We start from the raw sequence: 25501 nt of genomic DNA, 5'->3' as shown, positions 1-25501 counted from the left end.
CGTCACCGCTCGATCCCCGCGCCGATCTTCCTGCACCGCTTCGATGGTGAAGCCGGGCAGGACATGCTTTACTTAAATAGCGCGTTCTCCTCGTGCAACGTAGCGGGTGTCATCGGAGACAATCGTGTCAGCGTTGCTTGATTCAATGCTTCGTCAGCGCTTTTTCAATGCCACTGTGCGGTGCTGTCCTGACCGCCGGGTGGCAAGTGCGAGGTGCATGACCGCTGCGCTGCGCGGAATCTGCGCCGCAACCGTCTGCGCACTGTCGCTGAGCGCGTGCATCGATGTCAGCATGCCGGACTACAAGCGGCCGGATACGCCCGCCAAGGCATCGTGGTCAGATCAGAAAGGCTCCCCGGTATCGGCGGCCGCGACCATCGAGCCAGACTGGTGGAAGGGCTTCCACGATCCATATCTGGACACGCTGATCGCTAAAGCGATTGCGAACAACTTCGATATCAAGGTGCTGGCCGCACGTATCGACGTGGCCGGCACGCAGATCGGCGAAGCCAAAGCAGGCGCTTTACCGACGATGGATCTCGGCGGCGGCGCCGATTTCGAAAAGAGCACCGGCCAGACGTTTGCCAAACAGTACAACGTCGCGACGCAGGTGAGCTGGGACATCGATATCTGGGGCAAAGTGGAGAAGGGCGTGCAGGCGCAAAAGGCCGAGTTCCACGCCAGCGAAGCGGATTGGCGCGCCGGTTATCTGGAACTGGTGGCGAACGTTTCGAGCACTTACTTCCAGATCCTGCAATTCGACGATCAGATCGAGCAGCAGCAACAAACGCTGGTCACGAACCGGCAAATTCTCACCATCTACGACGGCCAGCACCGCAACGGCCTCGTGCCGCAAACCCAGGTGTTACGCCAGCAAGCCGAGATCAACCGTCTAACCAATCAGTTGCTCGAACTGCGCCGCTCGCGCGATGTCGCGAACAATGCCTTGTGCACGCTGCTCGGCGTGCCGGCGGGAGAGTTCCAGTTGCCCAAAGGGCATTTGCAGCAACGCGTGCAACTGCCTGTGGTGCCGGACGGCTTGCCCGCGCAGCTCCTTGCGCGCCGGCCTGACGTGGTGGCCGCCGAGTTCAGGGTGCTGGAAGCCTACGACCTGGTCGGCCAGGCCAAGCTCGCGCAATTGCCCACTATCAACCTCACCGGCCACGGCGGCACTGCGAGTTTCGCGTTGACCGATTTGCTGAAGTCATTCACGTACGGATTCATGCCCAGCATCAACATCCCGCTGCTTGATCCCAGTGTGCGGGCTCACGTGAAGGTCACGAAAGCACAATCGACGGTTGCCGAACAACAGTACCGCGTAGCCGTCATGGGCGCGTTCGAGGAAGTGGAGAACGCGCTGGTCAATCTGAATTCGCACAAGGCGCAGCGGGTGGAATTGCAGCAGCAGGTATCGCGTTTGCAGATCGTTGCCGATCAGATTCAGTCGCAATTGCGCCTCGGCGTGGTGTCGCAACTGGAAGTTTTCGAAACTGAACGGACTCTGCTGGAAGCGCAGCAGGATCTGCTCGCTAACCATCAGCTGATCCTGTCCGACACGGTGTTGCTTTACAAGGCGCTGGGCGGCGGTTGGCCGAGCGTGGATGTGCAGGCAGAAGTAAAGGAACATTGAGCTAATCCGCGTGCGATTCGGCTGCATATGACGCATGAATGGCCTTTTCAACCGACGATCAGAAAATTGACACTTGCGATGCGTGACTTAAAATTTGTAAGGAGCCCGGTTTTCCCCGGCTCACCAGAACATTCGAAATTCGCCGTAGTTCTTCTTTCCGTTCCCGTTGCGCTCTCGCCGCAGCGGGTAAACGATTAGTGATCCAGATAAAATGGCTACCGGCGAAGCTCCGATTGCTGAGATGCGTGCGACACAGGACTCCGCGTTCGACGTGGTGTTGTCGCCGGTCGCGTCCACGCTGCGTCCTGCACTCGACGCGATCCGGATCGTCGACAACCTGTTCGCGATCGGCCGGAGCGAAGCGCCATTCTCCGACTATCCCGCCGAACGCATTAACCGCCTGTCGCGCCGTCATGCGCGGGTTTTCACGGAGCACGGCGCGGTCTATGTCGCCGACCTTGGCAGCAAGAACGGCACGACGCTTAACGGCAATGCGGTGCGTCAAGCCCCCGCACGGCTGCGTGCCGGCGACGAATTGTGCTTCGGCGGCGAGCTCTGCTATCGCGTGAGTATCGAGCCGCGCGCGCGGATCGTCGTCGCGCGTGCGACGCCCACGCCCGGCCTGCTGCTGGTGCCGCAGCGCGACGACCTCGAACTTCAACCGATCGACGTGCAGGCGTTCCCCTTTCTCATCAGCAAGGCGGACGAGGTTTTCTCGCGCTACAAGGATCGCTATCCGCATCAGGTCAACTACATCTCGCGGCGTCATGCCCACATCTTTCTGAAGGGCGGTGAGCTCTACCTCGAAGATCTGGGCAGCACCAACGGCACATTTGTCGGCGGAAAGCGGCTTGATGAAACCGCGGTGCCGCTTGTGGAGGGGGACCTCCTTGCATTTGGCGGCGACCACTTCGTCTACAGGGTGACGCTGCAGAAACCCCCTGAAGTCGAGCCGACCGTGACCCAGCTATTCCTCAATCCCGCTAGCGACGAGGCTGCCGATACCGACAAGACCACGTTCGTTGGCGCCGCGCATTCGTTCCTCGATATCTTTTGCGTGGACCCGGGGCTACAACGCGAAGACGAAGTCAACGAAGCAGCGCAGGCCGCATCTGCGCACGCGAAGCGCGACACGGTGACAGGCAGCGCAAGCGGTACGACTGGCGCGAACGGCACGAGCAGCACGAACGGCAAAAGCAGAGCAAACGGCACGCATGACAAGCAAGGCGCAAACGGCGCCCATGGCACGAACGCAGCAAAGGGGCGGCGTTGGCGTCTGCTCGCGGGAGAGCTCAGCAAGGCCTTTGCAGGTGGCGATCACGCCATGTCGCGCCGCGCCGTGTGGTGGAGTGGCGCGGCCTTCGCCATGCTGGTGGCGATTGCGCTGACGCTCTACTTGCGCGGCTCGTCGGAGCGCGAGTTGAAAAATCTGCTGGCGAGCGGCGACTACACGAGCGCGGTGTCGGCGGCAAACGGCTATCTGGAGAAGCACCCCGCCGACACGAAAGTGAGTGCGTTGGCGAGCGAGGCGCTACTGAAGGCAAAACTCCCGGACTGGCTGAATACGCTGCAAAAAGCGCAGTTCGACCAGGCCGACACACTGCTCAAGGAGATGAGAGCGTTGAGCGCGAACAATGCGGACGCCAGCTCTCTGGTCGGCGAATTGCAATGGGTGGGCGACCTGGAACGCTTCGTGGCCGGACGCGGTGGGGTGGACGCGCCCATCCGCATGTACGCCGACGAGGCGACCATCAGCGGCCTGCTGCAACGTTGGGACGACGACGCCAGGAGCCATCAGCGCGCACTCGACCGCATCGCCTCATACGTGCCCATTTTTGCGGAGCCGTACGCGCAGGCGCTGAGCCATCTGCGCAAGCTGGAAAGCGACGACTCGGTCTATCTCGCCGCCATCGATCGCCTGAACGGCACCATTCGCACCGAACTGGCGCGCGACAAACCCGACGCGCTGCCCGCCGTCCTCGATGATTACGCGCAGCGCTATCCGCGCCTCGCCGGCCTCGATCGCGTGCGGGAGGATTTGCGCCACTACACCGATGTGCTGAACGCGGCGCTCAGCCGGCAACTGACGCCATTGCTAGCGTTGCTGAAGACGGTGCGTTTCAGCACCCCGCCGTTTCAGGCGCAGTTTCAGCAACTGTCCGCGAGCCGTCTACCGTCCGCGGACGTAATCCAGCGTCACGACGCGGCGAGCGCTGCCTGGCAGCGCGGCGATACCCAGCAGGCGCTGGCGGATTTGCAGGCCATGCCGGCGGGGCCGTGGTCCGAAGTGATCGCCTCGGAGCTGGCGCACAAGAAAGCGCAGCTGGACCAGTTCGCCGACTTGCAGAAAACGCGCGGCGGCAAGGATTATGACGAGCGCCTGTTGTCGTTCTACGCCAGTCTCGATCCGGTGGCGGATGTGTGGTTCGCGCAATCGATCCAGAAAGACGTCGCCGCGTTGCACGACAAAGCGCTGGCGCGCGCCCAGGACTTGATGCTGCGTGCGCAAAGCCTGTGGAAACAATATCGGGCGAGCGGCCCCATCGGCGGCACGCAGCGGCTGGAAGCGGGAATTTCGCCCGGCTTTCGCAGTGAGGCGCGTCTGCTCTCCGATGCACAGTCCGCCGCGCAACAAGGCATGCGCATCTACACGCAATTGAAGGCGGATCATCCCGCCGACTTCGATCGCCTGCTCACGGATATCCAGGCCGAGGCGGATTTGCAGCGCCGCTCGCTGACCGAGTTGCGCATGGTGCTGGACCCGGGGCTATTGAAGGCGAAGCTGGCGTTGATCGGAGGCGAGCAGAGTGAAGCGCGACAATCACCCTAGACCGTTGTCGGAAGCGCTGGAGGATCACAGCGTCGAAGGCATCGCGATTCTGACCGCCGAGCCGGTGCGGATTGCTCGCGCGCTGATCTGGGCGATGGTCGCGCTGGTGGTGGCCGGCTTGCTGTGGTCGTTCGTGGGGCGCGCGGATGTGATCGTCAGCGCGCAAGGCACGCTCTCGCCGGAATCCGAGGTGCGCCGCATCTATGCCCCGATCGACGGCGAGCTCGCCGATCTGTACATCGCCGAGGGGCAGCCGGTATCGAAAGGCGACGTGCTGGCGCGGCTGAATGCACGTGGCGCGATCGAGGCAGCGAGTAACGCGCTGCAGGCGCAGCTCAAACTCGAAGACGCCGAGCGCGACTGGAAGCAGTTTCCGGAGAAGAAGGCGCTGATGGAGCGCAAGGCGGCCGCGCTGAAGGCGCAGATGGAAGTGGAAGCCCATCAGCACGAAAACCGCATCTCCGAAGGCACGACCAAGCTCGCCGAGGGTCAGAAGGCCGAACTCGACGAAGCGCGCAGCGTGCTCGACAACGCGCGCCGCACGCGTGAAGCGGCGCGTCAGGAACTGGATCGTTACTCGCGGCTCTTCGCACAACCGGGTGGCGGCGGCATCGCCGAATTGCAGGTGGAGCAGAAGCGAACCGCCGCAATGGAAGCGGATAACGCCTACCGCGTCGCACAATCGAAACTCGCGGAACTGGATTTCCGCCTGAGCCACGAATACGCGCAGGCCAATGCGCAACTCGAAACCAGCGGACAGCAGACCACCGACCTGCAACTCCAGTACGACTCGGCAATCCGCGACATCACAGACGCTGAAGACAAACTGCGCCTGCAACTTCAGACCGCGCGCCTCGTGTCCGAGGCCGCTGCGCGCATCCGCTTCGAGAACATCGACAAAGACAACTTCCTGCTGATCCTCGCACCGGTCTCCGGCGTCATCACCGACGTGACCTCCACGCAGCGGGGCGACAAGATCCAGGCGAACGCGCCGCTCGGCGGCATCGCGCCTAAAGATGCGAAGCCCGTGCTGAAGATCGAAATCGCCGAACACGATCGTGCTTTTCTGCACGAGGGCCAGCCCGTGAAGCTGAAATTCAACGCGTTCCCATATCAGCGCTACGGGCTGATCAACGGCACGCTCGCCTATATTTCGCCGGCCACCAAACCGTCCTTGCAGGACAAGCAGCCGGTGTACGAAGGCCGCGTCACGCTCGACAAGAACTACTACCAGATCGCCGACACCCGCTATCCGCTGCGCTACGGCATGACGGCGAGCGCGGAGATCGTGGTGCGCGAACGGCGCCTGATCGATCTGGGGCTCGATCCATTCAGACAGGTGGCGGGATGAGCGCGCCGATCACACGTCAATTAAAGGAGCGGATGACATGACCGCGATAGTGCGAATCGATGACGAAGTCGTGGACGTTTCCGAGTTCATTCGTCTTCTGAAACTGACCGGCCAGTTCGATAGCCTGATCGAGCAGATCGTGCGCGACAAGCTCACGGTGCACGCCGCCAGGAAGCAGGGCATTGCCGTTACCGCCGACGAAATCCAGCAACGCGCCGATCAGTTCCGCCGCGTGCGCGGCTTGCATCGCGCGACGGATATGAATCAGTACCTCGATGCGCTCGGCGTGAGTCTCGACGAGTTCGAGGCCTTCATTACCGACGGTTTGTATCAGGAGAAGATGCTCGACGTGGTCGGCAACGAGGCGGCGATCAAGGATTATTTCGCGCTGAATTCGCCGAAGTTCGACGCGATCGAGGTGAGCCATATCGTGCTCGACAGCGAAGGCAAGGCAAAGGAAATGATCTCGTACCTGCACGACGATCCCGACAGTTTCGCCGACATGGCCCGCGAGCATTCGATCGCGGATACGCGCGAAGGCGGCGGCGTGATCGGCAAAGTGCTGCGGGGTTCGCTGAAGCCGGACATCGAGGCGAAGATTTTCAACGCAGCAGTGGGCGACCTGCTTGGGCCGTTTCCGTCGGCGGATCGCTCCTGCTTCGAGATTTTCGCCGTAACGGCGAAATATCCGGCGACGCTCGATGCGGATGTCGCCTCTGAGGTGAGACGCCTGCTCCGTGAGAGCTGGCTGATTGCCCGCTCGCAGGAACATGTGATCGAAGCACGCTAGCCGAACCGAGATCCGCACGCCCATGGATGCACCCCAGACCGCGCCCTCCGCTGCCGAGTTTCTCACCTCGGTGGAAATCCTCTCGCCGTTTTCGCGCGACGAGATCGAGCGTCTCGCCGAATATGCGCAGGCACGCTTCTATTCGTTCGGCGAAACGGTGTGTTCGGCGGGCGAGACGGCTGACGGTCTTTACGTGGTTCGCTCGGGTTCGGTACGTATCTTCATCGAGGAGCATGGCAAGGAAACCAGCATGGGCGTGCGCAAAAGCGGCGAGATTTTCGCCGACATTGCGATGTTGCGCGCGTATGTGCATGAGGCGTCGGTACGGGCGTCGGCGAAGACCGAGCTGCTGTTCATTCCTCGTGCTGCGATCGAGCCGGTTATAGCCGCCAATCAGGCCGCGTTGGCATTCGTCGCGAGCTATGTAGCGATCAACTCGGCCGGCGGTTTCGTCGCGCAGCTGTTCGATCTGCGCGGCAAGCTCAATAAGGCGGAACTCGAAGAATATGTGCGCAGCGTCGGCGTGAAGCGGGTGGCCGAGGGCAAGGAAATTCTCAAGCAGGATGGGCGCGACGATCGGCGGCTCTATGTGGTGCGGCAAGGTGCCGTGCGCATCGTCCGTCACGAGGAAGGCCACGACTACACGCTTGCAACCCTGGGCGAAGGCGAAATCTTCGGCGAAAAAGCGTGTTTGATGCGGCAGGAGCAAATGGCGTCGGTGGTGGCGACGACCGATACGCGGCTGCTGGTGATTCCGGAGCGAACCGTCCACTTCATTCTGGAGCGCAATCCGAAGCTGCGCGAAGTCCTGGATGAGCGGATTCGTTACGGCGACCGCGAATTGCAACGGCAAAAGCGTCTCGAGCAGCGACGCAAATTGCCTTTGATGCTCGACTTACAGACCAAACCCGAGTTCGGCGAAAAGGTCATCAAGCGTTTTGCGCTAGTCGAACAGGCTGAGGAGATGGACTGCGGCGCCGCGTGTCTCGCCATGGTCTGCCGCCACTACAGCATCCCGATGACGCTTGGCAAACTGCGCGAACTCGCCAACGTCACGACACAAGGTGCCACGCTCGACAGTCTCGCGCGCGCCGGTGAATCGCTCGGCTTCACCGCGCGCGGCGTGCAATGCACATTTGATTCGTTGCGCGGTTTCGATCTGCCCTTCATTGTGCATTGGGAGGGCTACCACTATGTGGTGGTGTACGGACTCTCGAAGGACTACGTGTGGGTCGCCGACCCGGCACTCGGTTTCCGGAAAATGACGGTTGAAGATTTCGAGCGCGGCTGGAGTGGCACGTGTCTGCTCTTTACCGGTGGCCCGAATCTCCTGCAGATGTCGGCCGCGCGCTCGCCGTGGATACGTTTCGTTGGCTACCTCCGGCCGTACAAGAAGATTCTCGGCCACCTGTTTCTTGCCACGTTCGTGATTCAGGTACTCGGCGTGATTCCGCCGCTGATCATCCAGAACATTCTCGACGGCGTGATCGTGCATCAGAACGTCAGCCTGCTGCATCTGCTGATTGGTGGCCTGATTATCGCCAACGTGTTTTCGCAATTGATGTCGTCGATTCGCGCCTATCTGGCGAATTTCATGGTGCGCAACATGGACTTCGCGATGATGTCGCAGTTCTTCAGGCACACCATGTCGCTACCGTTTTCGTTTTTTGCGAAGCGGAAGACCGGCGATATCTTCGCGCGCTTCCAGGAGAACCAGACGATTCGCGCCTTCCTCACCGAATCCACGGTGACCACCGCGTTGAATCTGTTAATGGTGTTCATCTACTTCACGATCATGTTTGTCTACAACGTGAAGATGACGCTGGTACTGATCGCGTTCGTGATACCCATCATGGCGTTGACCGCACTGGCCACGCCGAAGATCAAGAACTATGCGCGTGAGGTGTTCACGGCCTCGACCGAGTCGAAGTCATTTCTGATGGAAGCGCTCGCCGGTGTCGAAACCATCAAGGGTATGGGCATCGAGCGGCCGGTGCGGTTGCGCTGGGAGAAAAAGTACGCGAAGGCGCTCGAAGTGCAATACCGGGCGCACGCCTTCAATATTCTCATTGGGCTAGGCAGCCAGTTGCTGAACGCGGCGACAACGATCGCCATCCTCTGGGTCGGCGCGAATCTGGTGCTGGCACGCGAAATGACCATCGGTCAGCTGATTGCGTTCAATGCATTTATGGGCAGCGTGCTGGGGCCGCTGATGGGCCTGGTCGGTTTGTGGAGCATGTTGAACGATGCGGGCGTGGCGATGGAGCGCCTCGGCGACGTGCTCGATATCGAGCCGGAACAGAAGCCAGAGGATTTGCCTTCGCGCGTGATGCTGCCGGAGCTGCAAGGTGAAATCAGTCTTAGTGGCGTGTATTTCCGCTACGGCGAGGACGACTCAGCATATGTGCTGGAAAACATCAGCTTCGACATCAAGCCCGGCGAACTGGTGGCGATTGTGGGTCGCAGCGGTTCCGGCAAGACGACGCTCGCCAAATTGCTGGTCGGCTTCTACGCGCCGACCGAGGGCAAGATGACCATCGACGGTTACGACCTCGGCGTGGTCGATAAAGCCTATTACCGTGCGCAGATTGGCTACGTGATGCAGAGCAATCTGCTGTTCTCCGGCACGATTGCCGAAAACATTGCCAGCGGCGACGACGCGCCCGAACGGCGCCGCATCGAGGAAGTCGCGAAAATGGCCGATGCGCACGCGTTTATCAGCAAGATGCCGCTCGGCTATGAACAGATTGTCGGCGAACGTGGCATAGGTCTATCTGGTGGGCAGATCCAGCGGCTGTGCATTGCGCGGGCGTTGTATCACGATCCGCGTCTGCTGGTGTTCGACGAGGCGACCTCTGCGTTGGACTCGCAGTCGGAAAGCAATATCCTTGGCAATATGCACGATATTCTGAAGGGTCGAACGGCGGTGATCATTGCGCATCGGCTCAGTACTATCATGCGTGCGGACAAGATTCTGGTGCTGTACGAAGGGGCGATTGTCGAACAGGGCCGTCACGATGAACTGATCCAGCGCGGCGGTATGTATTACCAGCTGGTCCAGAAACAGCTGAGTGCGTGATGAAGATACTCGACCAGGTAGAAGAACTGAGCCCGGCGATTTCATACGCGGGCTTGATCGAACGCATCGAGATATTGCGCTCGACGCTGCGTTGGTCGTCCCGGCTCGAGCGCGCCGATATCGACAAGCTGCTCCGGCAGGCCACCTCGTTGCGCGACGAGGTCATGCAGCTCTCGCACAAGGAGCGCTTCGTGCAGGCCGCAACGGCTGCTGAGCCTGCTGCTTCTGCCGATCAATCGCGCGGCGCGCGCAGAAAGGCGTTGATCGAGCGCAGTTTCATTTTCGAAGGGACGTTCGGCGACAATCCGCGTTTGCTCGAATCGCTCGAAATCGCCGAGAAGGCGGCGCCCACCGATTTGCCGGTGTTGATCGACGGTGAAAGCGGTACCGGCAAGGAACTGATGGCAAAGGTGATTCACGCGAACGGTTCGCGCTCGGACAAACCGTTTATCTCCGTGAATTGCGGCGCGATTCCGGACAATCTGCTGGAGTCGGAATTGTTCGGTCATCGCAAAGGCGCGTTCACGGGCGCTTCGAATGACCGCAAGGGCAAATTCGAAAGCGCGCATACCGGCACGATCTTTCTCGACGAAATCGGCGAGTTGCCGCTGGCCGGTCAGGTGAAGCTGCTGCGCGTGCTGGAAGCGCACGAGATCCAGCGCGTGGGCTCGGATGAAACGATTGCTGTCGATACGCGCATTGTCGCGGCGACCAATCGCAATCTGCGGCAGCTCAGCGAAGAGGGCAAGTTCCGCGAGGACCTGTTCTACCGTCTCAGCGTAATTCATGTGACGTTGCCGCCGCTGCGCGAGAGGCGCGATGAGATACCGCTGCTGATTGCGTGGTTCGGCGATGAAGCCGCCGGGACGCTAAAGCGCAGGCCTGTCAGATTGACGCCGCGTCTGCGAGACTTTCTGCTGAACTATGCATACCCGGGCAATATTCGTGAACTGCGCAACGTGATGTATCGCGTGTCTTGCCTCGCAGGCGACATGGCGGATGTCGATCATCTGCCGGTGGATATGCGGCCTGCCGCGCCCGGATCAGCCGCGGCTTCGTCTAATGTGACCACTGCGACGGGACAGGAGCCCATCAGCGTGGCGAATCTGATGTCGCTGAGCGACGCGAAGCGCGCCGCGAGCGACGATGCAGAAAAGGCCTTCCTCGAACGTGGCCTGCGTGAAGTGAGCGGCACCGTTGCGGAACTGGCGCGGCGCATCGATATGAACCGCTCACATCTGCAAATGCTGCTCAAGAAGCACGGCCTGCATTCGAAGGATTTTCGCAATCGCAATGTGCCGTCGGCGGGCAGAAACGGCGCCGACGAGCACGACGAAGAAGACAGCGATAGTTGAGGCTGGGCGCAGTTCGTATTGCGATCACCCCTTTTTAGCCTGCGCCAGCCACGCATCGAGACCGATGCGGCCGATCCGCGCATCGCCCAGCGGCACGAGTGATTGTTCCTCGACACGGCCGCCGTAGTACGGCGCATCGCGATCCGTCACCACCGGGCGTGCGTCGCCTACCGATTTCAGATAGCGGGTAACGATCTCCGCGAAGGGCGCACGGTCGGGTCCGGCGATATCGACCGTGCCATTCAATGGTGCTGCGAGTGCGATCTGCGCGAGGCTCGCCGCGACGTCGTCGGCGGCGATCGGCTGAAACAGGCCGTCGCTGATGCGCACCGCGCCGTCGACCGTGCTGTAATCCGCGATCCCGCCGATGAACTCCATGAACTGAGTCGCGCGCACGATCGTGTACGGCACGCCCGCCGCTTCGATCACCTCTTCCTGCGCAACTTTGGCAACGAAATAAGCGTTCTCCGGCGTGCGATCACAGCCGACGATCGATAGCGCAACATGATGGCGCACGCCCGCAGCCACTTCGGCTTTGCCGAGGTTACGCGCCGAGGTGCGGAAAAAATCGAGCACCGCCTGCGGCTCCCATGATGGCGCGTTCGTCACATCCACGACGACGTCCGCGCCCGCGAGTGCGTCGCTCAGACCTTCGCCTGTCACGGCGTTGACGCCGGTGCGCGGCGACGCCGCAAGCGCCTCATGCCCCGCCTCTCTGAGCAGCGTGACAAGACGCGATCCGATCAGGCCGGAACCACCGATTACGACGATTTTCATGGCAGATTCTCCAGATGAGAGTAAATGGACGCGTGGGGCGCCGGGCGGGTGTTGTATTGCGTAAAAGTGTTTGCCGCCGTCGCATTGCGTGAGGCCATTGTGGAAGAATCATGCTCTATCGAAAAGTGACAAGAATTGTCGATTTGACTAGTCCATGTCAGTTGCCGCTCCCCTTGCCCGCGAGACCGTCATGACCGTAGCAACGCCCGCATTAACCATCGAAATCGACCGGCAGCAACAGTTGCCGATTTATCTGCAGATCTGCGAACGCTTCAGGACCGCGATCGCCGCGGGGCATTTACGTCCCGGAGATCGCGTGCCTGCGCTACGCGGCCTTGCTACGCAACTGAGCACGGCGCGTGGCACGGTCGAGCTCGCCTACACGATCCTCGTCGACGAGGGCTATCTGCAGATGCGCGGTGCAGCGGGCACGTTCGTATCGTCGTCGCTGCCGGCATCGGTGATGCGCTCGTCGCGTGCGCAAGGCGTTCAGGACGCGCGCGCCAGGCAGGGCACTGAAGCAGCGGGCAGGCCGCAGACGCCGGGCGAGTCGCGCAGTGGTCAGGCAGCGCCGCGCCAGCAGGCCATCGCCGTCGCCATGAGCGGCGCGCCGCGGCCGTTGCAACCGGGGCTCCCCGCGCTCGACGCATTTCCGGGCAAGCTATGGAACCGGCTCGTATCGCGTCGCGCGCGCAGCGGCGACCGCGCGATACTCGCGTACCCGGATCCGGCCGGTTACCGGCCGCTGCGCGAACATATCGCCACGTATCTCGGGTTGTCGCGCGGTGTGACCTGCACGCCGGAACAGGTGTTCGTGACCGGCGGCTATCGTGCGACGCTCGAACTTGTATTGCGCAGTCTCGCGCGCCCGAACGATCGCATGTGGTTCGAGGATCCCGGCTATCTGCTCGCGCGAGGCTATCTGGCCGAAACCGGCGTGCAGCTCGTGCCGGTGCCGGTGGATAGTGAAGGAATCGACGTCGAGCGCGGCACAGTGCTGGATGCAGAAGCGCGCTTCGCCGTGGTCACGCCGTCGCATCAGAGTCCGCTCGGGCAGACGCTGTCGCTCGCACGGCGCATGGCGCTGCTGGACTCGGCAGAGAAAGCGTCGCGCTGGATCATCGAGGACGACTACGACAGCGAGTTCCGCTATCTGGGCCGGCCATTGCCAGCTTTAAAGAGCCTTGATCGGCGCGATCGCGTGATCTATTCCGGTACGTTCAGCAAGGTGATGTTTCCCGGGTTACGGCTCGCGTATGCGGTGATGCCGGAGCGGGCTGTGGAGCGCGTCGGGCGAGTGGTGCACAGCATGAACGCCGGATCGCCGACTCTATTGCAGGCGGCCGTGGCGGATTTCATCGGGCAGGGGCATTTTGCGCGGCATCTGAAGCGGATGCGTGCGTTGTACGGTGAGCGGCGCGTGCTGATCGTGAACGCGCTGGAGCAGGCGTTTGGCGAACGGTTGATTGTCAATTTGCCGCCGGGTGGAATTCAGTTCGCGGTGCAGTTCGCCGAAGGCCCCGATGGTCCGGTCGACGACGTCGCCGTCGCCGCGCGCGCCCGCGAAGCGGGGCTGGGCGTGCTGCCGCTTTCGATCTGGTACGCGAATGGCCGCGCGCGGCGTACACCGCGCGGCCTCGTGATGGGCTTCGCGAACGTCGCCGATGCGCGTGAGGCAGGCCGTCTCGCGCGAACGTTGCGCGCGTGCCTGGACGGTTGACGCGCTTTATGCGGTTCGCGCGGCCATCACTGCTGCCATGCTCGCGCCGCGGGCCGCCTGCGCGGCGAGCGAAGCGAACACCGCGTCGCCGGTAAGTTGTGCACGTGCCGCATCGAGCGCCTCGGCTACGGCCGCTTCGCCCATCACAAGCCCTTGCAGGAGAAGAAACTGCACGCTGTGGATGCCAATCGATCCGAGTGCATAGCGCAGATACGGTGTCAGGAAATCCGGCTGCCGCGCGCGTTCGCCGCTATGGACGCCGCCTGAACCGACGATCACGAGAGTCGGCCGGTCGCGCATCAGTCCAACCTTGCCTTCCGGCGTCGAGGCAAACGTCCGATGAATGCGCAGCGTGTAATCGATCCACAGTTTGAGCGCTGCCGGGACCGTGAAGTTGTGCATCGGCGTGTTGATGATGAGCGCATCCGTCGTTTCGATTTCATCGATCAGTTGTTCGGAGACATCGAACTGCGTCTTGTCCGGCGTGCGCGATGTGACGGCGCGCGCATAGTCGCGGGCAACCGGCGGCAGCGGCGTGGCTGCCAGATCGCGTTCGATCACTTTGATAGCCGATGCGGCGGGTGCGTCGGGTGCGTTGGGTGCGGTGTACTCGCGCAGCACGCCGATGATCTCGCCGGCAAAACGATAACCGTGGCTCGCCTCGCCGTGCGGGCTGGCGTTGATCAATAAAATCTTCATGACGTGAACGTCGCGGGATGGCAAAGAGGAGCGAGGGGTTCGACGAAGTGCATGCCTCGAGCCAGCAGCCCATTGCGGAAATAGAAGCGTTGCGCAAGCGGCATGTGCAGGCCGGTGTCGAGTATGAAGTGCGCGCAGCCGGTTTCGCGCGCAATCTGCCGCACCGCGTCGAGCAGTTGCGCGCCGATGCCGCCACGCTGCTGTCTGCCGTCTACCACCAGATCGTCGACATAGACGAAGCGGCCATACAGCAGATTAGTCAGCGTGCGATAACCGGCGAGGCCGACCACGCCGCCCGCGTCGGACGCAGCGAGCAGGCGATAGCCTTCAGCACGCTGCCTGGCCACCTGCGCAGCGAACGAGTGCGCGTCCGTCAGATGCGGGCGCAACTGACGCATGACGTCGAATGCGGAGAGCAGCGAATCGGGCGTGTCGAGGTGAACGAAGCGAAGCGAGGTTTGCATGCGCGTCTCCATAAGGAACGACGCTCACGATACCTGGCGGGCGGCCTGGTCGATAGAGCCAAGAATCTGCAATTCGACCAGGCCATTCAGCGGACGCGGTGGCAATCAAACCTGTGTTTTTAAGGCGCCGGGTTCAGCAAGGTTTTATCGGACGCATACGGATCTTCAGCGTGCACCACCACGGCGGTGACGTTGTCGCGTCCGCCGCGCGCAATGGCCAGGTCGACCAGTTCATCAGATGCACGCTCGCACGTCACCGTGGTCAGCACGCCCAGTATTTCCTCGTCGCTGATTTCGTTGCTCAATCCGTCGCTGCACAGCAGAAAGACGTCGCCGTCCGCGACTTCGATCGCATCGTCGTCGAGTTCGAGCACGTCCGTGGCGCCCACTGCGCGCGTGATCATGTGCTGCGCCGGATGATGCCGCGCTTCTTCGTCGGTAATCACGCCGAGCGACTTGAGTTCTTCCACTTGACTGTGATCGCGAGTGAGTTGCCGCAATTGCCCTTCGCGATACAGATAGAGACGACTGTCGCCGGCCCATAGGTAACCGCAGAAGCGGTCGCACGCGAGCAGCACGATGACGGTGCTGCCGATCCGTTGCACCTGGCGGCGAGCGGCTTCGTCCCTTAGTTGGCGGTTGGCTTTTTGCAGCCGTGCTCGCGCGTCGGCGATACAGGTTTTCATGGCGAGCGGCGGCGCGAGGCGGCTCAGCGCATCGATCACCAGCCGGCTCGCCAGATCGCCGACCGCGTGCCCGCCCATGCCATCGGCGACGGCCCAGCGTCCGGGTTCGGGCTGGGCGAGGCAGGCATCTTCGTTGATTTCACGGACGCGTCCGGCGTCGGACCGCGCGGACGACGTCCATCGAAATTGGCTCGGACAGGTCACAAGGGCTGCACCGTATCGTTTCTACTGCGTGCGTCCGGGGAGACGCTGATGTTCGAGTTCGCGCCGGTGTTGCGTACATCGACCGACTGGAACGTGTTGATCATCTGGTTAGCATAGAAGTTGTTCGAGATGTCGTACAGGTTCACAACCGGACCGATGCTCGGCGTTTCCCGCACATAGGGCTGAATCCAGCCGTACACCCAAGGCGCACCGCCGCCGCCACGGATTGCCGCCATCGCTTTACGGTCGAGCGCGAGGTTCAGCGAGAGGTCGTTTACTGTGATGGAAGCCATATCGTTCTCCGGTTGGCCGCGTGCGTCGGGCGCGCGGTTGAAAAGGAATTGAACGGGATGGTGCAAGTGGCATGCCAATTTGCGGCTCGAGCGGGCGCTTTCTCGTAACGCGTTGATTGGTGGGCGATTCCGCGCGGTTGCGCAGGTAACGCTTGTTCGTGTCGCGCCGAAGAGGTCGGGATGCAGCCAACATCCGGGTGCTCAGACCGGTGCAGGACCCAACACATTCACCAGCCCCCCGGACCCCGGCGAACCCACTCGCTGAGGCTCAACCAACACGCCAGATGATCGACGTCTGCCAACAGATCGGATTGATTTGTGTCGGCTCAAGACGCACACATGCTGCGCTCAAAATGCCGCCCAATTCCCGCCAGCCCTTTAAATAAAGGCTTTTCGCCACATGGCCCGGATGATGCGAAAGATCTCGCAACAGTGTTGGATATTGAAGCGAGACCGGCCATGAACACGAACCATCTCCCGACGAGCAGCGAAGACCAGGACGAGCGCTGCAATGAAACGTCGACCATCGATCTGCCGATCGGCGCGCATCTCGTTACGCAACGGCGCGGCTACGAACATCACGGCATTTATGTCGGCAATGGCCGCGTGGTTCATTACGCGGGTTTTGCGAGTTCGGCGCATCGCGGTCCGGTGGAAGAAGTGGAATTAACCCGCTTCGCCGCCGGTCATCCATTAAAGATCCGCTCGACCCCGAGCGCCCGCTATGTCGGCGATGAAGCTGTCCGCCGTGCGCGCTCCCGCCTCGGCGAAAACCATTACCGCCTGCTGACGAATAACTGCGAGCACTTCTGCGCGTGGTGCCTGCTTGGCGAAAGCCGCAGCGAACAGGTGCATTGCTGCCTGACGCATCCCCGTGCCGGCGTGCTCACGCTGGTGTGTCTGGTGAAGGCGTTTGTCGAACGCACCGCGAAGAACGGTCAGGTTGCCGCCCAACTCGCCTGAGCGGGCAGCAATGAGCAGGAACGAGTTGAGCAATTCAGGGATTCAGGGATTCAAGGTTTCAAGGATCGAGGAGAGCATCATGGTTGCCGCAGAAAAAACCTTGCACTGGGCCGTCGATAAATGGCTCGCACCGACCCCCTCGATGCCCGCGCGTGTCGTGCGGTTTTGCCACCGTGCGTCGCAGCATCAGCGCTACGTTTGCGTCGAAGCCCTGCGGCCGGGTGGTTTGCTGTCGATCTTCTTCTTCCGCCATGACGACGGCTCGTGGAACGTGTTCCCGCCGCAAGCCGAGCGGCCCGCGATGAACGGCCATCGACGCCCGGCAGCTTGCTAGCTTTGTGTGTGCGAGGCCGCTTCCTTGACGATCCACTGACTGAACAGCAGCATCGCCGATGTCATCGGTTTGCCCTTCAACCACGTCAGCCAGTAGCTGCCGGCGTGAACTTCCACTTCGAACGGCCGCACCAGCCGGCCCGTGTTGATCTCGTGATCGAACATCAGCGCCGGCGCCAGCGCGATACCCGCACCCTGCATGGCCGCTTCCACCATGAGCCGCGATGAATCGAACACCGGGCCGCGAATTGGCCGCGGCGGGATGCCGGCGGCCGTGAACCAGCTCATCCAGTCGTCGACGCGATAGGAACGAAGCAAGGTTTCGTTGGCGAGATCCGTTGGCTCGGACAGACGCTCGGCGATCTCGGGCGCACACAGAATGGCGAGCGGTGCGTCGAGCAGCCGGGTGGCGAGCGAGCCTGGCCAGGTACCGTCGCCGAAACGAATCGCGAAGTCGAGACCCTCGGTGGCGAGATCGACCAGATTGTTGTTCGTGAGCAGCCGCAACTCGACAAACGGATGCGCGTCGCGAAACGACTTGAGCCGCGACATCAGCCAGCCCACCGCGAAAGTGCCCACCACGCCGACCGTCAACACCTCGTGGAAGTGACCGCCGTCGAACTGTTTAAGCACCGCTTCAATGCGATCGAACGCATCCGTCAGGACCGGGCGCAGCGCGAGACCTTCGTCGGTCATGGCCAGCCCGCGGGGGAGACGTTTGAAGAGCGCGGTGCCCAGCCGCTCTTCCAGCGTTCTCACCTGCTGGCTCACGGCCGCCTGGGTGACGTTCAATTCGAGCGCGGCGCGCGTGAAGCTCAGATGCCGCGCGGACGATTCGAAGGCGCGCAGCGCATTCAACGGAAGATACGGTCTCATGGCAGAGGCATAAGATTTTCTAGGGGATCGACTAACTTATCATCGTTTGCCAGCAAGCGCCGAAAAACCGATAGTTGCGGCTTCACATAAGGAGCGGCGATGATCACAAGACGGAAATTCGCGGGCGCGATGCTCGGCGTTTCGATAGCTGGGATTGCGGTTGGCAGTGGCGGCGCGTTCGGGAAAGCGGTGAAGGCGGCCGCCCCCAAGCAGGGCGGCAGCGTGGCCAAGGCGGACGCCATTCGTCAACGGCTCGCGCAGATCGAAGCGGAAAGCGGTGAGCGGCTGGGCGTTTCGATCGTCGACACGACATCCGGATTGCACGCCGGTTTGCGGACGGACGAGCGGTTTCCGATGTGCAGCACGTTCAAACTGCTGGCGGCGGGTTTCGTGCTGACGCGCGTGGATCGCGGAGAGGAGGACCTGGAGCGGCGCATCGTGTTTTCCAGAAGCGATCTTGTGCCGTACTCGCCCGCCACCAGCCAGCACACCCGCGAGCGCACCGGCGATGCGGGGATGAGCGTCGCCGACGTGTGCAAGGCGGCCATTACGCTCAGCGACAACACCGCGGCGAATCTGCTGCTGGCGAGCTTTGGCGGCCCCGCAGCTTTGACCGCGTTCGCGCGCAGTATCGGCGATGGCATCACGCGTCTGGACCGCAATGAGCCGACGTTGAACGAAGCGACGCCGGGCGATCCGCGCGACACCACCACGCCCAATGCCATGCTCGGCAATCTGCGTGAGCTGCTGTTGGGCGAACGTTTGTCTTCATCGTCGCGTGCACAGCTGCTGGCCTGGCTTGCCGCCAATCAGACCGGCGGCGAACGGATTCGCGCGAAGCTGCCGAAGGATTGGGGCGTCGGCGATAAAACCGGCACCGGCGATCACGGCACGGCAAACGACATCGCGATTCTGTGGCCGCCAGGACGCGGGCCGATTCTCGTGACGGTTTACCTCACCGGGACGAGCGGTGATGCGGCGCGCAGCAATGCGGCGATTGCCAATGTTGGGGCGTTGGTGGCGGCGTCGGTTTGATGGTGTGAGTACGTTCAGCGCATGAACCGGCTCGTGGTGCAAACGCGCTGACCGCTGAAAAAAGGCGGACCGGCCGCGGGAACAACGAGCCAACTATGGGAGCGGCAGGACTACGTCTTTCGCTTACGATTGAAAGTCGAATCGTGCGACACTAGGGCCACACCAAAGGGGGCCCCTATGTCTGTCTATATCCTGGCATTGCTAATCGGCGTGGTGGCCGGCCTTCGCGCGATGACTGCGCCTGCGGCTGTCAGTTGGGCGGCGCATCTTGGATGGCTGCCGCTACAGGACACGCCACTGGCATTTCTTGGTTTCACCGTCACACCGTACATCTTCACGGTGCTGGCGATCGTCGAACTGATTACCGATCAATTGCCGAAAACGCCTAGCCGTACCGTGCCGATGCAATTCGGTGCGCGCATCGTCCTGGGTGGGTTGAGTGGCGCGGCGATTGGGGCCGCACATGGCGGCTTGGCGGGTGGTTTGATTGCCGGGGTGGTGGGCGCAGTGATTGGCACCTTGGGTGGCGCGAAAGTGCGAGGCGCGTTGGCGCGCACATTCGGCCGCGACTTGCCGGCCGCGTTGATTGAAGACGCAGTGGCGATTGTTGGTGCTGTGGTGATTGTGATGGCGTTGCGTTGACATGAGACTTGCGCAATTGGCAAGCTAGGCGCCTTCGCGTACAAGTTGTTTCGCCCAAGCCCCACGGCAAATACCTGACCAGCAACAGACGGTCGGCTATCTGTGGACTTGGGCGCATTCATTCCCAGGCTAGGCCCGCGCAACACGTGAGCCGGTTGCAATTTGTGCCACAGGCTGAGCGGCACCTGCAGCCGGAATCAACCTCCCTTGCACCAGCAATCCAAGTGTCTTTACCACCAGAATTCCAATCACCACATTTGCCGCGATGAACAAAACTGGGGCGATCCATTCGAGCGGACCGGTTGCGCCTCGTTCAACCATGCGAATCGCCATCGTCGGCAATGCGGCTACACCGAAGCTGAATGCCCAATATCCCGGCACAAATGCTTGCTGACGAATCCACGGCAGCAGACGCAACAGCATCAACGCCTGGTAGAGCCCATAGCCGAGCAGCATCAGTGCGATCAGATCAGGCGTACCGCTGCTTAAGCTCAGATACGTCACACCACCCACCACCGGCGGCGCGAGCTGAATGCCGAGGATCGGACGCAATGCTTCGGGCAGCGCTTCATGCACGGCGGCGCGGTGCAGAATCATCGATTCGATCGCGAGCCAGGACAGCACGCCGGCGCCGAAGAACAGCCCGCCCAGTTGATGAAAACCGAATGCAGCTGCAGCCGTCCCCGCGACAAAACTCGACGCGACGGTCGGCAGATAAATGGCCGCCGTGATCAATTCAGGCTTGCGGCCACCCTGCCAGAGCCGTCCATGCAGGTACACGCCGAGTATCAATTGAGCGACCACGGCCACGCCGAACAGTGCAAGCGCAACGGAATGCGCATAGGTCTGCAAAAGCTGCGCGGCAAGCAAACTCGAAACCGGCACTAGCGCCGCAAACGACGATTGCACTGGATGCTGCATTTCCGCGCGAGCCTCCGCTGCGTGCGTCAGCCATTTATGGCCGTATGCGAGCAGAACAACGAGCCACACCGCAAGCGCTGCAACGCTCAACACGTCTCCAGCGATGGTGGGCAGATGCCACACCCCGATAGCCACACGCCACAAATTGGCGAACGCCAGCGCGCCCACCGCAATCCCGAAGAAAGAAACTGGAATCGCGCCACGATTGCTGTTCATCTCTGATCCTCCGAAACGTTGCGACGCGCTCCGGTGCTCCGGCGTTGCGCGTTCGATAAGGTACTGTAGAGGCCGGCGGCAAAACGCTGAATGCTGGGGCGGCTCAACAAATGGCGCGATCGTCTCAACGTGCACTCACAGCGCGCGCTTTGCCCCAGTTGCGCCACGTCCCGCGGGTTTTCGCCGTCAAGCCGCCGATTTCTGGCTGTTTCGGCCCCGAAGAACCACTGTCTGGTATGACAGCCCCGCGTCATGGCGTAAAATTTCCACTTCGATATGAAGTAACGTCATTTACGCCAACTCATGCCAACGCCTGCGGACAAATCAAACTCAAAGGAAAGCGAAGGCGTTGCCGTCATCGATCGTGCTTGCGCGATTCTGTTCGCCTTCAGGCCGGACGACGTCGCGCTCACGCTCGCCGAACTTGCGGCGCGCACGGGGCTCTACAAGAGCACGCTGTTGCGGCTCGCGGGCTCGCTGATCCAGCACCGCCTGCTGCTGCGTCTGGACGACGGCCGCTATCAACTCGGCGCTGCCACCTTCATGCTCGGCGCGCTGTATCAGCGCAGCCTGAACGTCGGCGACATTCTCGTGCCACTGATGCGCGAACTCGCGGAAACGAGCGGCGAAAGCGTGTCCTTCTATGTGCGCGACGAGGCGGTGCGTGTGTGCCTGCATCGTGTGGATTCGACGCATGCGGTGCGATTTCACGTGCGCGAAGGCGACGTGCTGCCGCTGGAAAGCGGCTCGGGCGGTCTCGCGTTGCTGGCGTTCGGCGGCAAGCCGGGCGAGCCGTACGAGAAAATTCGCGAGGACTTCTACTGCGTGTCGATCGGCGAGCGCGATCGCGAGACGGCGGGGGTGTCGATGCCGGTATTCGGTGTGCGCCAGAGTTTGCGTGGCGTGCTGACGCTCGCAGGCCCGAGTTCGCGCATCGATCAGGCGTTCCTCGAGAGCAATCTCGGCGCGCTGTTCGATTGCGCCGCACGCGCAACGGATGCGTTAGGCGGCGACTCGCGCGCAATGCGCAATGCGCAGCGGCGCGCGGCCGAAGTTCAGGACAGGTGACGCTCGGGCTTGCCCGTGTAGGTGTAGCTCATCTGGCGCGGCATCGGGCCTTTGTTGCGCTCGTTGCGTCCGCGTTGTTCCCAGGCATGCGACAGAATGCCGACCGCGCGTGACAGGCAGAACACCCCGCGTGCCAACTCCGGCGCAAAGCCGAGCTCCGCGTAGATCACGGCGGTGGCGCCGTCGATATTCATCGGTACGGGTCTGTTCTTGCGCTGCTTGAGCAAGGCCTCAATGCCGCGCGCGATAGCGGCGTATTGTCCGCTGATACTTTGCTGTTCGACGCTTTCGTCCACGAGCGAAAGAAGCCGGATTGCGCGCGGATCGACTGGATGAAAGCGGTGCCCGAAGCCAGGCAAATACTTGCCATGTTCGAGAGTAAAAGCATCGACACCTTGCTCGACCGCCTCTTCCAACGTGGCGCCTGCTTGCATGCGTCCGGCGATGGAATCGTATAGTTCGACCGCCTGCTGACCGGCGCCGCCATGCACATCATCCAGCGCATTGATCGCCGAGGCCATTGCGCCGTTCAACGGCAAACCGCAACTGGTCGCCATCCGCGAAATGGCAATCGACGGTGCATGCGGGCCATGATCGACCGAGGCCACCAACGCCGCTTCGAACAAACGCGCTTGCGCGGCGTCGGGCAATTCGCCGCGTAGCATCAGCCAGATCATCTGCGGAAAGCTGACGTTGCCGATCAACTCCTGAATCGGGAAACCGCGCACCTTGATCGAGCCGGGATGGATGTCGATGATCGAGGTGCTCCAGTACTCGGCGGCGAGCTTGGCAGCGTCGAATGCTTGCGTCATTTTCAGATCACTCCTTCGGAGCGTAGGTGGTCGATTTGCGCGTCGTCGTAACCGAGCGAGGCGAGATGCTCACGCGTGTGAGCGGATAGCACCGGTGCGGGTGCGGTAGGCGCTGTGTCGGCGTCGGATAGCCTAAAACCTGCACGGGTGACGCGTTGCCGCTCAGTGGCGCCGTCGCCGGCAAATTCGCGGATGAACTCGCGCGATTCCAGATGCGGGTGCGCAAGAATCTCCGGCACCGACATCACGCGTCCGGCCGGCACGCCTGCTTCGAAGAATTTGGCTTCCCAGTTCGTCGCGCTATCGCTTGCCAGCGCCGCTTCGATTTCGGCTTTCAATGCCGCGCGATTCGCTTTGCGTGCGTTGCGCTCGGAGAAGCGCACGTCGTCGAGCAGGTCCGCGCGGCCGATCAGATGACAGAGGCTCGCGAACTGTTTGTTCTCGTTCGCGGCAATATTCAGGGGGCCATCGCCGGTTTTGAAGGTGCCCGAAGGCGCGGCGGTGAAGTTCTCGTTGCCCATCGGCTCGGGTGTGACACCGGCGTTCAGATAGTTCGAGACGACCCAGCCCATCGTTGCCAGCGTGGCTTCCAGCATCGAGACATCGAGCATGCGGCCGTGCCCGCTCGCGCGGGCATCGACCAGCGCGGCGCAGATGCCGAACGCCGCCGTAAGACCGCCTACGGTATCCGATACGGGATAGCCGACGCGCAACGGCGCGCTGTCGGCATCGCCGGTCACGCTCATCACGCCCGAGATGCCCTGAATGATCTGATCGTAGGCGGGGCGTTTCGAAAACTCGCCGTCCATGCCGAAGCCGGAGATCGCGCAATACACGAGCCTGGGATTCACTTCACGCAGGGCATCGAAATCGAGGCCGAGCCGCGTCATCACACCCGGCCGGAAGTTTTCGACCAGCACGTCCGCGGTTTTGACGAGCTCCCGCAAAATGGCCTTGCCGCGCGGGTCTTTCAGATTGAGCGTGATGGACTGCTTGCCCGCATTCACGGCGACGAACGAGGCGCCCATGTTGCGCATGGACGCTTCCTTGTCGGCGCCTAAACGCCGCGCAAGATCACCGCCTTCGGGATGTTCGACCTTGATCACGTCGGCGCCGAGCAGCGCGAGTTGATATGCGCAAAACGGCCCCGCCAACACGTTCGATAAATCCAGTACCCGCACTCCAGCCAACGGCAGTGTCATCTTTGAAGCCTCTTGTTCAGTGTGCTCAATGCGTTCAATGCGAAATTTCGTCGAGATTGCGATTGTTGGTGCGCGGCCCGAAGATGCCGATCGCGCCCATCACCATCACCATCGACACGGTAATCAACGCGAACACGCCAGGCACCTGGAAGTGGCGCAGCGCGAAGGCGATCATGAAGCCGGAAAACATCGCGGATAAACGTGACATCGAGTAGACGAAGCCAACCGCGCGTGCACGCAAGCGCGTGGGGAACAGTTCGGTCTGGTACGCGTGATAACCGACCGAGAGCAGCGTACCGCTAAGGGTGATCAGCACACCGAGCGTCATCAGCATGGCGGGCGAGGTTTGCGTCGCGAACAGACTGCCGAACACGGCGATGCCAAGTGCGGACAACACGATCAAGGTCTTACGTTCGATGCGGTCCGCGATCGCCATGCCGATCAGCGGTCCGAACGGATTCGAGGCCGCAATCACGAACGAGTACATCAGGCTGTGCGTGATCGTGATGCCTTTCGAAACCAGCAAGGTCGGCACCCATGACGCGAAACCATAGAAGCCGATCGCCTGGAACAGATTGAACACGAGCATCGTGATCGCACGTTTGCGATACGGCGGCTGCCAGATTTCGCGGAAGGCCGCCTTGGTGGTGGCCGGCTCGACTGTCGGGACAGGGGCGGGCAAGGGCTTGCCGTATTGCTTCGCGACCTTCGCTTCGATCGCCTGCAGGACCTGTTCCGCTTCGGCGGCGCGGCCTTGCTGTGCGAGCCAGCGCGGGCTTTCCGGCACACGCCGCCGAATGGCCCACACCACCACCGCGCCGAGCGCGCCGATGATCACCACCCAGCGCCAGCCGTCGACGCCGTATGGCGCTTGTGGCACCAGCCACCATGCAAGCAGGGCGACCGACGGCACAGCGGTGTACTGCACCAGATGCACGAAAGCAAACGCGCGGCCGCGCAGATGTTTCGGCACGAGTTCACTGACGTAAGTGTCGATCGTCACCAGTTCGACGCCCACGCCGATGCCCGCGATCAGGCGCCACAGGTTGATAGCCGGCGCAGTGGTTTGCAGCGCCATGATCAGTGTGGCCGCGGAATACCACAGGAGCGAAACAGTAAACACGGTTCTGCGGCCATAGCGATCCGCCATGCCCGCGAAAAAGAACGTGCCGATGAAGAGTCCCGCGAACGACGCCGCTACAAATGCGCCCAGCCCGGACACGCCGAAGAACGACGCGGTGGTCGTTGCGTAGAGCCCGCTTTTGACGAGGCCCGGGCCGACATAGGCCGTAAAAAACAGATCGTAGAACTCGAACCAGCCGCCGATCGACAGCAGGAACACCAGCATCCATACCGTGCGCGTCGCCGGCAGACGGTCGATGCGCGCGTTGATGCCGGTCGTGAGTCCCTGCGCACCGGCGCTTGAATCGGGCGACGCGCCGGGTGTGTCGATCGGCAGGCTTGCCATGGAATCCTCCTTGGACGCTCTTACGACGTCGTTCTGTCTAACAGAACGACGTTCTATTTAATGGGTGTGCCGAGATTAGTCCGTGTG

General features: G+C 61.9%; 22 protein-coding genes. 12 read left to right on the top strand and 10 right to left on the bottom strand.

Going from position 1 to position 25501, the window contains the following annotated elements; genetic code table 11:
* Positions 1-217: 217 nt before the first annotated feature.
* The 6 genes from R8871_RS03580 to R8871_RS03555 all read left to right on the top strand — a co-directional run bounded on the left by R8871_RS03580 (position 218) and on the right by R8871_RS03555 (position 11035).
* Complete coding sequence (locus tag R8871_RS03580) at positions 218-1630, top strand: efflux transporter outer membrane subunit (RefSeq protein WP_175049074.1); 1413 nt, start codon at positions 218-220, stop codon at positions 1628-1630.
* 211 nt (positions 1631-1841) lie between these two features.
* Entirely contained in the window at positions 1842-4460 is a 2619-nt protein-coding gene (locus R8871_RS03575; RefSeq protein ID WP_175049073.1) for an FHA domain-containing protein, read from the top strand.
* On the top strand, positions 4438-5811 hold the full coding sequence (locus tag R8871_RS03570; protein WP_175049072.1) for an HlyD family efflux transporter periplasmic adaptor subunit: 1374 nt from the start codon (positions 4438-4440) through the stop codon (positions 5809-5811). The genes R8871_RS03575 and R8871_RS03570 overlap by 23 nt, the downstream gene beginning before the upstream one ends.
* A gap of 37 nt (positions 5812-5848) precedes the next feature.
* Positions 5849-6601 carry a peptidylprolyl isomerase gene (locus tag R8871_RS03565; protein WP_175049071.1) on the top strand — a complete coding sequence of 251 codons (753 nt, stop codon included), beginning with the start codon at positions 5849-5851 and terminating at the stop codon, positions 6599-6601.
* Between the two features lie 22 nt (positions 6602-6623).
* Entirely contained in the window at positions 6624-9680 is a 3057-nt protein-coding gene (locus tag R8871_RS03560) for a peptidase domain-containing ABC transporter (RefSeq protein WP_175049070.1), read from the top strand.
* Positions 9677-11035: a sigma-54 interaction domain-containing protein gene (locus R8871_RS03555; protein ID WP_175049069.1), complete on the top strand. Its 1359-nt coding sequence runs from the start codon at positions 9677-9679 to the stop codon at positions 11033-11035. The genes R8871_RS03560 and R8871_RS03555 overlap by 4 nt, the downstream gene beginning before the upstream one ends.
* 24 nt (positions 11036-11059) lie before the next feature.
* Here R8871_RS03555 and R8871_RS03550 read toward each other — a convergent pair whose 3' ends face one another.
* Positions 11060-11812, bottom strand: coding sequence for an SDR family oxidoreductase (locus R8871_RS03550; protein ID WP_175049068.1), 753 nt, complete (start codon positions 11810-11812; stop codon positions 11060-11062).
* 190 nt (positions 11813-12002) lie between these two features.
* On the opposite strand from R8871_RS03550, the gene pdxR reads away from it, so the two are divergent.
* Positions 12003-13532 carry a MocR-like pyridoxine biosynthesis transcription factor PdxR gene (pdxR, locus tag R8871_RS03545; protein WP_175049067.1) on the top strand — a complete coding sequence of 510 codons (1530 nt, stop codon included), beginning with the start codon at positions 12003-12005 and terminating at the stop codon, positions 13530-13532.
* A 6-nt stretch (positions 13533-13538) separates the two neighbouring features.
* Here pdxR and R8871_RS03540 read toward each other — a convergent pair whose 3' ends face one another.
* The 4 genes from R8871_RS03540 to R8871_RS03525 all read right to left on the bottom strand — a co-directional run bounded on the left by R8871_RS03540 (position 13539) and on the right by R8871_RS03525 (position 15878).
* On the bottom strand, positions 13539-14231 hold the full coding sequence (locus tag R8871_RS03540; protein WP_175049066.1) for an FMN-dependent NADH-azoreductase: 693 nt from the start codon (positions 14229-14231) through the stop codon (positions 13539-13541).
* Entirely contained in the window at positions 14228-14695 is a 468-nt protein-coding gene (locus tag R8871_RS03535) for a GNAT family N-acetyltransferase (RefSeq protein WP_175049065.1), read from the bottom strand. Before R8871_RS03535 ends, R8871_RS03540 begins: the two co-directional genes overlap by 4 nt.
* A 119-nt stretch (positions 14696-14814) precedes the next feature.
* Positions 14815-15585, bottom strand: coding sequence for a PP2C family protein-serine/threonine phosphatase (locus tag R8871_RS03530; protein ID WP_175049064.1), 771 nt, complete (start codon positions 15583-15585; stop codon positions 14815-14817).
* Complete coding sequence (locus tag R8871_RS03525; protein WP_175049063.1) at positions 15582-15878, bottom strand: hypothetical protein; 297 nt, start codon at positions 15876-15878, stop codon at positions 15582-15584. The genes R8871_RS03530 and R8871_RS03525 overlap by 4 nt, the downstream gene beginning before the upstream one ends.
* Positions 15879-16337: 459 nt before the next feature.
* Here R8871_RS03525 and R8871_RS03520 point away from each other — a divergent pair, with 459 nt between their 5' ends.
* Positions 16338-16841, top strand: coding sequence for a lecithin retinol acyltransferase family protein (locus R8871_RS03520; RefSeq protein WP_175049062.1), 504 nt, complete (start codon positions 16338-16340; stop codon positions 16839-16841).
* Between the two features lie 79 nt (positions 16842-16920).
* Positions 16921-17175, top strand: coding sequence for a hypothetical protein (locus R8871_RS03515; protein ID WP_175049061.1), 255 nt, complete (start codon positions 16921-16923; stop codon positions 17173-17175).
* On the opposite strand, the gene R8871_RS03510 is transcribed toward R8871_RS03515, so the two are convergent.
* Complete coding sequence (locus R8871_RS03510) at positions 17172-18050, bottom strand: LysR family transcriptional regulator (RefSeq protein ID WP_175049060.1); 879 nt, start codon at positions 18048-18050, stop codon at positions 17172-17174. The genes R8871_RS03515 and R8871_RS03510 overlap by 4 nt on opposite strands.
* A gap of 99 nt (positions 18051-18149) precedes the next feature.
* On the opposite strand from R8871_RS03510, the gene bla reads away from it, so the two are divergent.
* On the top strand, positions 18150-19085 hold the full coding sequence (gene bla / locus R8871_RS03505; RefSeq protein ID WP_175049059.1) for a class A beta-lactamase: 936 nt from the start codon (positions 18150-18152) through the stop codon (positions 19083-19085).
* Between the two features lie 177 nt (positions 19086-19262).
* Positions 19263-19727, top strand: a complete 465-nt coding sequence (locus tag R8871_RS03500; RefSeq protein WP_175049058.1) for a DUF4126 family protein — start codon at positions 19263-19265, stop codon at positions 19725-19727.
* Positions 19728-19856: 129 nt separating this feature from the next.
* Here R8871_RS03500 and tehA read toward each other — a convergent pair whose 3' ends face one another.
* Positions 19857-20864: a dicarboxylate transporter/tellurite-resistance protein TehA gene (gene tehA / locus R8871_RS03495; protein ID WP_175049057.1), complete on the bottom strand. Its 1008-nt coding sequence runs from the start codon at positions 20862-20864 to the stop codon at positions 19857-19859.
* 303 nt (positions 20865-21167) lie between these two features.
* On the opposite strand from tehA, the gene R8871_RS03490 reads away from it, so the two are divergent.
* On the top strand, positions 21168-21932 hold the full coding sequence (locus R8871_RS03490; protein WP_175049056.1) for an IclR family transcriptional regulator: 765 nt from the start codon (positions 21168-21170) through the stop codon (positions 21930-21932).
* Here R8871_RS03490 and R8871_RS03485 read toward each other — a convergent pair.
* Genes R8871_RS03485 through R8871_RS03475 form a run of 3 tightly spaced genes read right to left on the bottom strand, consistent with a single transcriptional unit; the run spans position 21920 to position 25414 of the window.
* Positions 21920-22744, bottom strand: coding sequence for a citryl-CoA lyase (locus R8871_RS03485; protein WP_175049055.1), 825 nt, complete (start codon positions 22742-22744; stop codon positions 21920-21922). The two genes, R8871_RS03490 and R8871_RS03485, sit on opposite strands and share 13 nt — an antisense overlap.
* 2 nt (positions 22745-22746) lie before the next feature.
* The gene (locus tag R8871_RS03480; protein ID WP_175049054.1) at positions 22747-23946 is read right to left on the bottom strand and encodes a CaiB/BaiF CoA transferase family protein; all 1200 of its coding nucleotides are present in this window, start codon (positions 23944-23946) and stop codon (positions 22747-22749) included.
* A gap of 34 nt (positions 23947-23980) precedes the next feature.
* The gene (locus tag R8871_RS03475; RefSeq protein ID WP_175049053.1) at positions 23981-25414 is read right to left on the bottom strand and encodes an MFS transporter; all 1434 of its coding nucleotides are present in this window, start codon (positions 25412-25414) and stop codon (positions 23981-23983) included.
* Between the last annotated feature and the right edge of the window lie 87 nt (positions 25415-25501).

The sequence above is a fragment of the Paraburkholderia sediminicola genome (genome assembly GCF_902859805.1).
GTDB lineage: Bacteria > Pseudomonadota > Gammaproteobacteria > Burkholderiales > Burkholderiaceae > Paraburkholderia > Paraburkholderia sediminicola.
Note: the sequence above shows the minus strand (reverse complement) of the source record. Positions and strands in the feature narration are given on the sequence as shown.

Bases quoted from the DNA above. Each gene is read 5' to 3' on its own strand.
- R8871_RS03535 (WP_175049065.1), bottom strand. From the start codon at position 14,695: ATGCAAACCTCGCTTCGCTTCGTTCACCTCGACACGCCCGATTCGCTG.
- R8871_RS03485 (WP_175049055.1), bottom strand. From the start codon at position 22,744: ATGACGCAAGCATTCGACGCTGCCAAGCTCGCCGCCGAGTACTGGAGC.
- R8871_RS03525 (WP_175049063.1), bottom strand. From the start codon at position 15,878: ATGGCTTCCATCACAGTAAACGACCTCTCGCTGAACCTCGCGCTCGAC.
- R8871_RS03515 (WP_175049061.1), top strand. From the start codon at position 16,921: ATGGTTGCCGCAGAAAAAACCTTGCACTGGGCCGTCGATAAATGGCTC.
- R8871_RS03560 (WP_175049070.1), top strand. From the start codon at position 6,624: ATGGATGCACCCCAGACCGCGCCCTCCGCTGCCGAGTTTCTCACCTCG.
- bla (WP_175049059.1), top strand. From the start codon at position 18,150: ATGATCACAAGACGGAAATTCGCGGGCGCGATGCTCGGCGTTTCGATA.
- R8871_RS03490 (WP_175049056.1), top strand. From the start codon at position 21,168: ATGCCAACGCCTGCGGACAAATCAAACTCAAAGGAAAGCGAAGGCGTT.
- R8871_RS03510 (WP_175049060.1), bottom strand. From the start codon at position 18,050: ATGAGACCGTATCTTCCGTTGAATGCGCTGCGCGCCTTCGAATCGTCC.
- R8871_RS03565 (WP_175049071.1), top strand. From the start codon at position 5,849: ATGACCGCGATAGTGCGAATCGATGACGAAGTCGTGGACGTTTCCGAG.
- tehA (WP_175049057.1), bottom strand. From the start codon at position 20,864: ATGAACAGCAATCGTGGCGCGATTCCAGTTTCTTTCTTCGGGATTGCG.
- R8871_RS03550 (WP_175049068.1), bottom strand. From the start codon at position 11,812: ATGAAAATCGTCGTAATCGGTGGTTCCGGCCTGATCGGATCGCGTCTT.
- R8871_RS03480 (WP_175049054.1), bottom strand. From the start codon at position 23,946: ATGACACTGCCGTTGGCTGGAGTGCGGGTACTGGATTTATCGAACGTG.
- pdxR (WP_175049067.1), top strand. From the start codon at position 12,003: ATGACCGTAGCAACGCCCGCATTAACCATCGAAATCGACCGGCAGCAA.
- R8871_RS03540 (WP_175049066.1), bottom strand. From the start codon at position 14,231: ATGAAGATTTTATTGATCAACGCCAGCCCGCACGGCGAGGCGAGCCAC.
- R8871_RS03475 (WP_175049053.1), bottom strand. From the start codon at position 25,414: ATGGCAAGCCTGCCGATCGACACACCCGGCGCGTCGCCCGATTCAAGC.
- R8871_RS03580 (WP_175049074.1), top strand. From the start codon at position 218: ATGACCGCTGCGCTGCGCGGAATCTGCGCCGCAACCGTCTGCGCACTG.
- R8871_RS03520 (WP_175049062.1), top strand. From the start codon at position 16,338: ATGAACACGAACCATCTCCCGACGAGCAGCGAAGACCAGGACGAGCGC.
- R8871_RS03500 (WP_175049058.1), top strand. From the start codon at position 19,263: ATGTCTGTCTATATCCTGGCATTGCTAATCGGCGTGGTGGCCGGCCTT.
- R8871_RS03575 (WP_175049073.1), top strand. From the start codon at position 1,842: ATGGCTACCGGCGAAGCTCCGATTGCTGAGATGCGTGCGACACAGGAC.